The organism is Stenotrophomonas sp., from assembly GCF_032103445.1.
Classification (GTDB): Bacteria; Pseudomonadota; Gammaproteobacteria; order Xanthomonadales; family Xanthomonadaceae; genus Stenotrophomonas.
Genome location: NZ_DAMDFR010000097.1, coordinates 1 through 10125, shown reverse-complemented (window position 1 = coordinate 10125; position 10125 = coordinate 1). Strand labels below are relative to the sequence as shown.

The window sequence follows — 10125 nt, the reverse complement described above, 5'->3', positions numbered from 1 at the left end:
GGGTGGCTCGGCGCACGCTGGCCGCGGGCAGCCTGCTGTCGGCCAACGATCTGGTCGCGCAGCGGCTGATCCGCCGGGGCGACAGCGTCTCGCTGGTGTCGCGGCGGGGCGGGGTGGAGGTGCGGGTGGCCGGCAAGGCCCTGGCCGACGCCGGTGAAAATGAACGGGTGTCAGTCGAGAACCTGTCTTCACGCAAGATCGTGCAGGGTACGGTCGCGGCCAGTGGCGACGTTTTTGTGACGCGGTGAGCAGAAAACTGAATCCGGGGCTGAAAGTGGAAAAAAACCGCAAAAGCCCCTAAAGATGGCGGTCCTCGTGCCGTTATCCCTTGTGAACGCAATTCCCCAGGACAATTCCATGAGCCAGATAATCGACGGCAACCTGCAGGCGACCGCCCATCTGCGCAGCATTGCGCCGGGAAACAAGCCCAGCGTCAGCACCGATTCCCCGGCGCGCCCGGTGGACGCGGCTGCCAGCGTGAAGCTGACCGGTGAGGCCACCAGCCTGCAGGCCCTGCAGCGCGAACTGAGCACCGCCCCGGCCATCGACGCGAACCGCGTGCAGGCCGTGCGCGAGTCGTTGCAGAACGGCACCTACAAGATCAACCCGGACGCGATTGCCTCGCGCATGCTTGAGCTGGACCAGCAGCTGCAGGGATGAAACCGGCGATGAGCGAGCCATTGCAGCGCCTGAGCGATGCCTTGGACGTCGAGCGCCAGGCATTGGTGGACCATGATGTGCAGGCCCTGATCCGCGCCACCAGCGCCAAGCTGGAGGCACTGCGGGCCCTGGAAGGCACGCCGCCGCTGGGCCATGCCGAGCGGTTACAGGAGCTGGCCGAGCGCAACCGCGCCAACGGCGTGCTGCTGTCGCGGCGCCGCCGCGAAGTGAACTGGGCGCTGCGCCAGCTGGGCCGCAGCGAAGAATCCTCGGCCTACGACGCCAAGGGCCAGTCGCACACGCTGCACCCACGCCGCCCGCTGGCGGTGGCCTGAGCGCGCGCGGGTCGAACGCACCCGCACCATCTGAACGCGGTTATATTGGGCACCGGAATCAACTGCCCCCTTTGACCGTGCCCACACCCCAAACGTTTGTCACCGCGGCGCTGCCGCCGCAGCCGGTGCTGCTGGCCCTGTTCGAGCAGATCAATGAAGGCGTGCTGCTGTTCCGCGAGGACGGCAGCATTGCGCTGGCCAACGCCGCCGTGCGCGGCATGCTGGCCCCGGCCGAGCGCGAAGCCGGCTTGAACCCGGCCACCTGGCTGCGCCAGCTGCTGCCACCGGATGCGCTGGAGCACGCGCGCAGCCATGGGCACTGGAATGGCAGCCTGCCGGTCGGCGAGCGGATGGTGATCGCGCACGTCTACCAACACGATGACGCGGGCCAGCGCCACTATCTGGCCTTGTTCCGTCGCATCGAGGGTCAGGAAGACTACGAGCGCGAGCTGCAGCAGCGCCATGCGGAGCTGCGCCAGGCGTACCTGCGTCTGAACGGCACGCAGGAGAAGCTGCTGCAGTCGGAAAAGATGGCGTCCATCGGTCAGCTGGCGGCGGGCGTGGCGCACGAGATCAACAACCCGATCGGTTATGTGCATTCGAATCTGGGCAGCCTGCAGGAATACCTGCGCAGCCTGTTCACGGTGATCGAAGCGTACGAACGGGCGCTGCGTGCACCGGACCCGAAGGCGCTGATCCCGGAAATCGACGATATCCGCAACCGCTTCGATATCGACTTCATCAGCCGCGACCTGCCGCAGCTGATGGCGGAGTCCCGCGAGGGCATCGAGCGGGTGACGCGGATCGTGCGCGATCTGAAAGACTTCTCGTATTCGGGCCGCGATGAGTCGTGGAAGCTGGTGGACCTGCATGCGGGCCTGGAATCGACGATCAACATCATCTGGAACGAGCTGAAGTACAAGGTCGATCTGAAGCGCGAATTCGGCCAGCTGCCGCTGGTGGAATGCCTGCCATCAGAGTTGAATCAGGTCTACATGAACCTGCTGCTCAACGCGGGCCACGCGATTGCCGAACGCGGCACGATCACGGTGCGCACCGGCGTGGACGGCGAGACCGTCTGGGTGGAGTTCGAGGACACCGGCGGTGGTATTTCGCCGGAACTGCGCCAGCGCATCTTCGACCCGTTCTTCACCACCAAACCCGTCGGCAGCGGCACCGGCCTGGGCCTGTCGATCTCCTACAGCATCGTCAACAAGCACCACGGCCGCATCGACCTGGACAGCACCCCAGGCGTGGGCTCGAAGTTCCGCCTGGTGCTGCCGATCAAGCAGCCGCGGTAGGGTCAGCGCCTACAGCCTTGATTGCACGATCTACGTGTCGCCGGGCTTCGCCCGGCTGCTGTTGGATTTGGGCTAACAGCCGGTGGTCATCGGTTCCCGTGTTTGGGCGCACCGGGGTGGGTTTGCGGGACACGCCGTGAATCCATCCCTGGAGGCTCGTCAAAAACATCCATGTTTCTGACGGTCCCGCAAACCCACCCCGGCACGCCCCAGACAGTTGGCCGGTGGCCAGGGGCAGTGCCAAATCAACGGCGATGTCGATCTGGGGTCATGCGCTACCGGATGTTGGGGATTTCACGGCGATCGTCTGTCGACCGATCCCACCGGAGCCGCGAACGGGTTTTGATCTTCCATGGCCACCGACGCACTGTCGTGGCGGGTCGGGATGGGCTGGAGGGGGCGTGAGCCGCATGGATGCGGCGACTGAGGCTACAGGGACGTACTTGCGCCGTCCCCCGGAACGCCCGTCCCGAGCTGCCAAGCCTGGGATGCTGTGAGCCGACGGCTGTTCGCACGAATCCAACAGCAGCCGGGCAAGCCCGGCTCTACGTAGAGCGTGCAATTGCAGCGTTTGGCGTGCGGAGCATGCAATCGCAGCGTGCAATCAGATGCGGTCAACCATCACGGCTCGTCTTCGGCTGCCACCGGCGGTGCGGTGTTGGCGCGGCGTTGTTCTTCGTGGGTGCGGAAGGCCTGGTGGATGTGCTTGCGCAGTTCGTCGTCGTTCCAGGGCTTGGTCAGGAAGCGGTAGATCGCGCCGCGGTTGATCGCGTCGGTGACCGTGTTGAGGTCGGTGTAGCCGGACAGCACCAGCCGGATCGTGTCCGGGTACAGCATCTTCACCCGGCCCAGGAACTCGGTGCCGCTCATGTCGCTCATGCGCTGGTCCGACAGGATGACCTGTACGTCGTTGATCGCCAGCAGGTCGAATGCATCGCGCACATTGCCCGCCGCCAGAATGCGGTAGCCGTCGCGGCGGAACAGGCGGACCAGCGAGCGCAGCACGTTTTCCTCGTCGTCCAGCAGCAGCAGCGTGCGGTCCGGACGGGTTTCCGCGAAGGCCTCCGGGCGCAGGTAGCGCCGGCGCAGGGTCATGCCGGCGGCGTCAGCCGACATCGGTTCGCCGAACAGATAGCCCTGGAACACATCGCAGTCGTTGCGACGCAGGAAGCCCAGCTGCGCCTGCGACTCCACCCCGTTGGCGATCACCGTCATGCCCAGCTGATGGCCCATCGCGATGATCGCGCGCGCAATCGCCGCCTCGCGGTTGCCCGCCGGGGCGCTTTTGATGAAGCTGCGGTCGATCTTCAGCTTGTCCACCGGGTAGCGCACCAGCGCGCTCAGGCTGGAGTCGCCAGTGCCGAAGTTGTCCAGGCTCAGGCTGATGCCTTCGTTGCGCAGGTTGACCAGCGTTTCGTGGACGAAATTGACGTTGTTGGTGAGCGCGCTTTCGTTGATCTCCAGGGTCAGCATGTGCGCCGGCACGCCCAGCGTCTGCATCATCGCCATCACCTCGGCGAAGAAGTTCGGGCGCAGCAGCTGCAGCGTCGATACGTTCACCGCGATGGTGAAATCGTCAAAGCCCTGGTCGCGCCATTGGCGGGCCTGCTTGAGCGCACCTTCCAGCACCCAGGTGCCGATCTGCACGATGATGCCCAGGCGCTCGGCGGTGCGCATGAAACGCTCCGGTACCAGCATGCCCAGCGTCGGCGACTGCCAGCGCAGCAGCGCTTCCATGCCCACCACGTGGCCGTCGCGCGCGCTTACCAGCGGCTGGTAGCGCAGCTTCAGTTCGCCGTTGGGGATCGCATCGACGATCTGCCGCGCGATGATGCTCTCGCTGTGGGCGCTGGACGGCGTGTTCACCGCATGGATGCGCACCGCGTTGCCGCCTTCTCGGGCCGCCTGGTGCAACGCATCCTCGGCATGGTCCAGCAGCCGCGACGGTTCGCTGGCATGCTCCGGGCACAGGCTCACGCCCAGCTTGCCGGTCATGAACAACGTGTACGGCAGTACCGACAACGGCAGCTCCAGCTGCTGGCGGATCTCTTCGGCCAGGTCATCCGGCAACGGCAGGTCGCCGGTACGGGGGACTGCGATCAGGAACTCGTCGCTGCCATGGCGCCACAGTTTGCCGCGCCCGCGCAGGTGGTGCTGCAGGCGCTGCGCGATCAGCACCAGGGCCTGGTCGCCCACTTCCGCACTCATGTTTTCGTTGACCGACGCGAAGTGGTCGATGTCCACGTGCATCAGCATCAGCGGTGTGCCGCCGGAGGCGGCCTCATGCACCATGGCCTGCAGTTCGGGATTGCCTGCGCCAAGGCGCGGGGGCGCGTCCTCGATGCTGACCAGGGGCAGGGAAGGGTTCCACATGACTCAGTGTTCCAATGATTCAGAAGGCACCGCACTGTCGCTGCGGTACGGCAGATAGAGGTCGATCAGGGTGCCGGCACCGTGCGCCGACTCGATTTTCAGGGTGCCGCCCACGCTCTGTGCGCGCTCGCGCATGACGATCAGGCCGAGCCCGCGCGGGCCGTCCGGGTCGAAGCCTTCGCCGTCGTCGCGGACCTGCAGGTGCAGGCCCTGGTCGTTCACGTCGTGCAGCTGCAGGTGGACCTGGCTGGCGCGGGCGTGGCGCAGCACATTGGTCAGGCTTTCCTGGGCGATGCGGAAGCAGGCCTGCTCGATGTCGTTCTGCGGGCGGCGCGGCAGTGACTGGATATCGGGCAGCAGTTCGATCGTGCCGGAACGGAACAACATGCCGGCCTGCCAGCGCAGTGCGGCCTCCAGCCCCAACGCGTCCAGCTGCGGCGGGCGCAGCAGGGTGGAAATGTCGCGCACCTTCGCCACCGTGGCGTCGGCCAGATGGATGATCTGCTGCAGGTCCTCGCAGCGTCGCTGCGCGTCCTCTTCGTCGCGTGCGGCGAACGCGGACAGCTTCATCGCGGTGATCGCCTGGCCGATGTCATCGTGCAGGTCGCGCGAGATCGCCCGGCGCTCGTCCTCCTGCAGCGAGAACAGGCGCCCGGCCATGGCCTGCAGTTCGCCGTTGCTGGTTTCCAGTGCTTCACGAATGCGTTCGGGTTCACTGAGGTCGCGGACAATCAGCAGCTTGCAATTGCGTCCGCCGTAGCGCACGTCGCCCACGGCCAGACCGGCCTGGAAGCAGTGACCATCCAGCCGGCGCATGCCGATGACCTCACCGGCCCCGGTGCCGGGCAATGGAATGGTCGCGAACAGCTGCGCGCGCACCCGGGCCAGGTCGCGCCCCTCCACCAGTGCGGACAGCGGCTCACCCAGCAGGGTGTGCTGGCCGTAGCCAAACTGGGCGGCCGCGCAGGCGTTGGCGTACAGCACGTGCTCGTCGGACAGGATCACCACGCCGTCGGGCAGCACCCGCACCAGTTCGCGGAACTGTTCTTCGCGTTCGCGCAGCAAGCGCCGCGACTGCTCGCGCTCGGTGACGTCCTGCAGGGTGCCGAGCACGCGCGGACGACCGGCATCATCGTGGCCGCTTTCGGCGCGGAGGTGCACCATCAATGCGCGACCATCCATCGCCAACACCGGCAGCAGCACATCGATCTGCACCTGCTCGCCACGCATGTCCTGTAACAGCTGTTCGCTGAGTGCGGCGGTGGAAGAGTCGGCCGGCACCAGCAGTTCGTCGAAGCGGTGCCAGCGGCGCGCGCCGGGTGGGCGACGACCGAGCAGGTGGTACACCTGGTCGGCAAAGCGACCCAGACCGGTGGCCGGGTCCACTTCCCACGCGCCGATGCGCGCCATTTCGTGCGCTTCCTCGACCCGTGCCAGGGCCTGGTCGCGGCGGCGCAGGGCCTGGTCCTCGCGGGTGCGGTCGATCGCGATCAGCAGCCGGGCCGGGCGGCCGTCGTAATCGAGATAGTTGCTGCGCATTTCCATGCGCCGCGGGCTGCCGTCCTTCAGCACCAGGTCGGCGGTGATCACGCACAGTTGTTCGGGGTGGGAACGGATCTGCTCCAGCTTGGCCTTCATGGTGGCTTCGTCGCCGGGTGGCCACAGCGCGGTCATCGGCAGGGCCAGAAACTCCTCGCGGCTCCAGCCAAACAGGCTGCAGGCCGCCGGGTTTACATCCAGCACCTCCAGCGTTTCCAGGTCATAGACCAGAATCGGGCCGGGGTTGTCCTCGAACAGTTGCCGGTGCCGCAAGGCGGACTGGGCCAGCCGGGCATGCGCATCCAGTACATGCTGGGCCAGCGGCCGCAGCAGCAGATAGATGACGGCTGCGCTGGCAATGACAAAGAACGCGCCCTTGGCGGTCTGCCAGCGGGCAGCCGTGAGCGGGTCCACCGCGATCATCTGCACGGCGGCGTCACTGGCCAGTATCCAGACCAGCGCCAGCACCAGATAGCCGATCACCACCCGCCAGCGATCGCGGCGCAGGGCACGGGCCAGCGGTCGATCATGCGCGGAGGGCGGCGGCGAGCCGGACGAGGCGTCGGTCATGGGCGGCGGGGTAACCGGAACAAGGCTGGGGAGTCCGTAGATAGTAGTGGGTCGGCACGCACATGGCACTCAACTATCGGCCAGGGCCGCCGCTAACGGTTACGTTCCCGGCTGTCGGGTGCGCTTTTCGGAGTCTTACCGCGTGGACCAAGGGATTATCGCGAGTCTGCTGCAGCACCCCCTGGCCTCGGCCCTGGTCATCCTGGACCGGACCGGGCGTCCGCTCGCGGCCAATCCGGCCGCGCGCGAGCATGGGCTGCCGGCAACCGTGGCAGCCTATGGTGAACTGCTGGAGTCGCTGCGCCTGCTGGCCGCCGATGGCGGCCTGGTGCCGTGCCAGCTGCCGGGCGGACCGCGTGGCCGGTTTGATGGCTGGCTGCGCGCGGTGCATGACCCGGACGGCCAGTTGCTGGCGTTTACCCTCAGCGTGCCCGAGCCGGTGGCCCCGTATGCCGGCAGCCGCTGGGAGCTGGCCCTGGACCACGCCGGCCACGGCCTGTGGGACTGGGACCTGCCGCGCGACGCGGTGACCCGCTCGCGGCGCTGGGACGACGTGCCGCGGACGGATGACGAAGCGGCACCGGCCGGTGCGGGCAGCGCCCTGCTGTCGCAGGTCCACGCGGACGACCAGCCGGCGGTACGCGCTGCGCTGGATGCGCATCTGCGCGGCGAGGGGGAGGTCTACAGTGCGCAGTACCGCATCCGCCACCCCGAGGGTGGCTGGCGCTGGGTGCTGGACCGGGGGCGGGTGGTGGCCCGCACCGTGGACGGCCAGCCGCTGCGCATGGTGGGTACGCACACCGACATCCAGGCGCAGAAGGGCATGGAGTCACTGCTGCTGGAGCAGCAGTTGCACCTGCGTGAAGCCCAACGCATTGCCAGCATGGGCAGCTGGTCGTGGGACCCGCACAGCCGTCAATTCTGGTGGTCGCCAGAGTTGCTGGCGCTGCTGGGCGTGGCCACCGCCCCGCGCAGCCGCCGACGCTGGTTGCGCCTGCTGTCCGCGTCGTCGCGCACCGAACTGCAACGCGCTTGGCGGCGCCTGCTGCGCGACGGCAAGCCGGCCACGCTCGACCTGGAGCTGCCGCGCGGCAGCGAGGGCGTGCTGTACCTCCGATTGTGGATGCAGCCGCTGCTGGGCCCGGATGGCCGCCTCCAGCGCCTGCTGGGGCAGGTGCAGAACATCACCGAACAACACCAGACCGATGCGCTGATCCGCTGGCGCACGGAACTGCTCAACCGCGTCTCGGCGCTGGGCCGCATTGGCGGCTGCGAGATCGAGGTGGGCACGCGCAACATGCAGTGGACCGAGGAGTGCTACCGCATCCACGGCCTGCGCAAGCAGCCGATCACCCTGGATCAGGCACTGGCGCTGTACACGCAGGATTCGCGCGACAGCTTCGAGGCGGCGCTGACCCGCATTGCCGACGGTGGACTGCCCGAACAGCTCGACCTCTGCTTCTATCGCCACTCCGGCCTGCGGATCTGGGTGCAGGTACTGATTGAACTGGACCATCGCGACGGCCTGCCGACGCGCTTCGTGGTGCTGTTCCGTGACATCACCCGCGAGCGTGAGGCCAACGAGCGGATCGAGCTGCTGGCGCATTACGACCTGTTGACCGGGCTACCGAACCGGATGCTGCTGCGTGAGCAGACCGCCGAGGCGATCGAGGAGGCGCGTGACCGGGGCGCGTCGCTGGCGATGCTGTTCATCGACCTGGACGGCTTCAAGACCATCAACGACACCTTTGGTCACGCGACCGGGGACACCCTGCTGAAGGCGGCCGCGGCACGCCTGCACCAGAGCCTGCGCAACGCCGACCTGTTCGGCCGCTTCAGCGGTGATGAGTTCATCGTGGTGCTGCGCGATCTGGCCGACCCGGAAGATGCCGGGCACGTGGCCCGCAAGCTGATCGCCTCGCTGGCCGAGCCGCTGCAGCGTGGCGACATCACGCTGAAGGTGGGGGCGAGCGTCGGCATCGCGATGCTGGACGACAGCCGCAACGATTTCGATTCACTGTTGCGCGCGGCCGACGCGGCGATGTATGCCGCCAAGGAAGCCGGGCGCAACACCTACCAGTACTACAGCAAGGACGCGCTGGCCCGGATCCAGCGCATGCTGGAGATCGAACATGCGCTGCTGGGCGCTATCGAGCGCGAGGAATTCAGCTTGGCTTACCAGCCGCTGATGCACGCGGCCAATGACCAGCCGCCGGCGATCGAGGCGCTGCTGCGCTGGCATCGCCCGGGCATCGGTTACTGCAGCCCGGCGGAGTTCATTCCGATTGCGGAGAAGTGCGGCGAGATCGTGCGCATCGGCGACTGGGTGCTGACCGAGGCCTGCCGCCAGGCAGCGGCCTGGGACCGGGCGGGGCTGGTGTTCGACCGGATCGCGGTGAACGTGTCGGCGGTGCAGTTGCGTGACCGGGGCTTTGCCGAGCGGGTGATCGAGATCTGCCACGCCCATGGCTGGCCCCCGAGCCGGCTGGAGCTGGAACTGACCGAGTCGGCGCTGATCCGCGACACCGAGGTGCTGCGGCACTGCTTCGACGTGCTGGAGCGGCACGGTGTACCGCTGGCGGTCGATGACTTCGGCACGGGGTTCTCGAACCTGCACTACCTCAACCGTTTCCCGGTCGGCCGCCTGAAGATCGACCGCAGTTTCGTGCAGGGCATGCTGAGCGATGCCGGCACCGCCGAAGTGACCCAGGCGATCGTGCACCTGGGTCACGCACTGGGCATGAAAGTCGTCGCCGAAGGCGTGGAAACCGAGCAGGAAGAAGCCCTGCTGCGCCGCCAGGGCTGCGACGAGATCCAGGGTTACCTGTACTCCCGCCCGCTCACCCCGCGTGACCTCGCGCAGTTCCTGAAGGTGGGTGGGGCGGCGGTGATTCCGCGCGAGGCCGTGGTACTGCCGTAAAGGTTTGCTTCTGCGGGCATGCAATCGCACACACTACGTGCCGCCGGGCTACGCCCGGCTGCTGTTGGATCTGTGCGAGCAGCCGGTGGTCATCAGTTCTCTGGTTTGGCGGCTCGGGACGGGCGTTCCGGGGGACGCTGCAAGTACGTCCATGTAAGCTCGATCGCCGCATCCATGCGGCTCACGCCCCCTCCAGCCCATCCCGAGCCGCCACGACAGAAGGTCGGTGGCCATCGAAGATCAAAAGCGCGTGGACCCGGTAGCGTCGGTCGATAGACGACGGCCGTGAAATGCCCAACATTCGGTAACGCATGACCCCGAAACGGAGGTGCCGTTGATGTTGCCGTGGCATTTCCCATGGCCACTGGCAACCTGTCTGGGGCGTGCCGGGGTGGGTTTGCGGGACCGTCAAAAACATGGATGTTTT

At 67.0% G+C, this 10125-nt stretch carries 7 protein-coding genes; 5 read left to right on the top strand and 2 right to left on the bottom strand.

The genetic code is table 11. From position 1 onward, the window contains the following. The 4 genes from flgA to RT551_RS20165 form a co-directional block, all read left to right on the top strand. Window positions 1-248: flagellar basal body P-ring formation chaperone FlgA (gene flgA / locus RT551_RS20180; RefSeq protein WP_313461818.1), on the top strand; the 248-nt coding region annotated here is incomplete at its 5' end. 109 nt (window positions 249-357) lie between these two features. After that, window positions 358-660: a flagellar biosynthesis anti-sigma factor FlgM gene (flgM, locus tag RT551_RS20175; protein ID WP_313461817.1), complete on the top strand. Its 303-nt coding sequence runs from the start codon at window positions 358-360 to the stop codon at window positions 658-660. Continuing rightward, on the top strand, window positions 657-995 hold the full coding sequence (locus RT551_RS20170) for a flagellar protein FlgN (protein WP_311191173.1): 339 nt from the start codon (window positions 657-659) through the stop codon (window positions 993-995). Before flgM ends, RT551_RS20170 begins: the two co-directional genes overlap by 4 nt. A gap of 77 nt (window positions 996-1072) precedes the next feature. Next, the gene (locus tag RT551_RS20165) at window positions 1073-2296 is read left to right on the top strand and encodes an ATP-binding protein (RefSeq protein WP_313461816.1); all 1224 of its coding nucleotides are present in this window, start codon (window positions 1073-1075) and stop codon (window positions 2294-2296) included. Between the two features lie 621 nt (window positions 2297-2917). Here RT551_RS20165 and RT551_RS20160 read toward each other — a convergent pair. Together RT551_RS20160 and RT551_RS20155 are read right to left on the bottom strand one after the other, a co-directional pair. Next, window positions 2918-4669 carry an EAL domain-containing protein gene (locus RT551_RS20160; protein ID WP_311191175.1) on the bottom strand — a complete coding sequence of 584 codons (1752 nt, stop codon included), beginning with the start codon at window positions 4667-4669 and terminating at the stop codon, window positions 2918-2920. Window positions 4670-4672: 3 nt separating this feature from the next. Next, window positions 4673-6778: a PAS domain S-box protein gene (locus RT551_RS20155; RefSeq protein ID WP_313461814.1), complete on the bottom strand. Its 2106-nt coding sequence runs from the start codon at window positions 6776-6778 to the stop codon at window positions 4673-4675. A 142-nt stretch (window positions 6779-6920) separates the two neighbouring features. Between RT551_RS20155 and RT551_RS20150 the strand changes: the two genes are divergently transcribed. Further along, window positions 6921-9698 (top strand): EAL domain-containing protein, encoded by a 2778-nt coding sequence (locus RT551_RS20150; RefSeq protein WP_313461813.1) that lies wholly within the window; start codon window positions 6921-6923, stop codon window positions 9696-9698. Window positions 9699-10125: the final 427 nt, after the last annotated feature.

What these genes read in the sequence shown, in the direction of transcription:
- flgM (WP_313461817.1), top strand. Translation starts at nt 358, where the DNA reads ATGAGCCAGATAATCGACGGCAACCTGCAGGCGACCGCCCATCTGCGC.
- RT551_RS20170 (WP_311191173.1), top strand. Translation starts at nt 657, where the DNA reads ATGAAACCGGCGATGAGCGAGCCATTGCAGCGCCTGAGCGATGCCTTG.
- RT551_RS20160 (WP_311191175.1), bottom strand. Translation starts at nt 4,669, where the DNA reads ATGTGGAACCCTTCCCTGCCCCTGGTCAGCATCGAGGACGCGCCCCCG.
- RT551_RS20155 (WP_313461814.1), bottom strand. Translation starts at nt 6,778, where the DNA reads ATGACCGACGCCTCGTCCGGCTCGCCGCCGCCCTCCGCGCATGATCGA.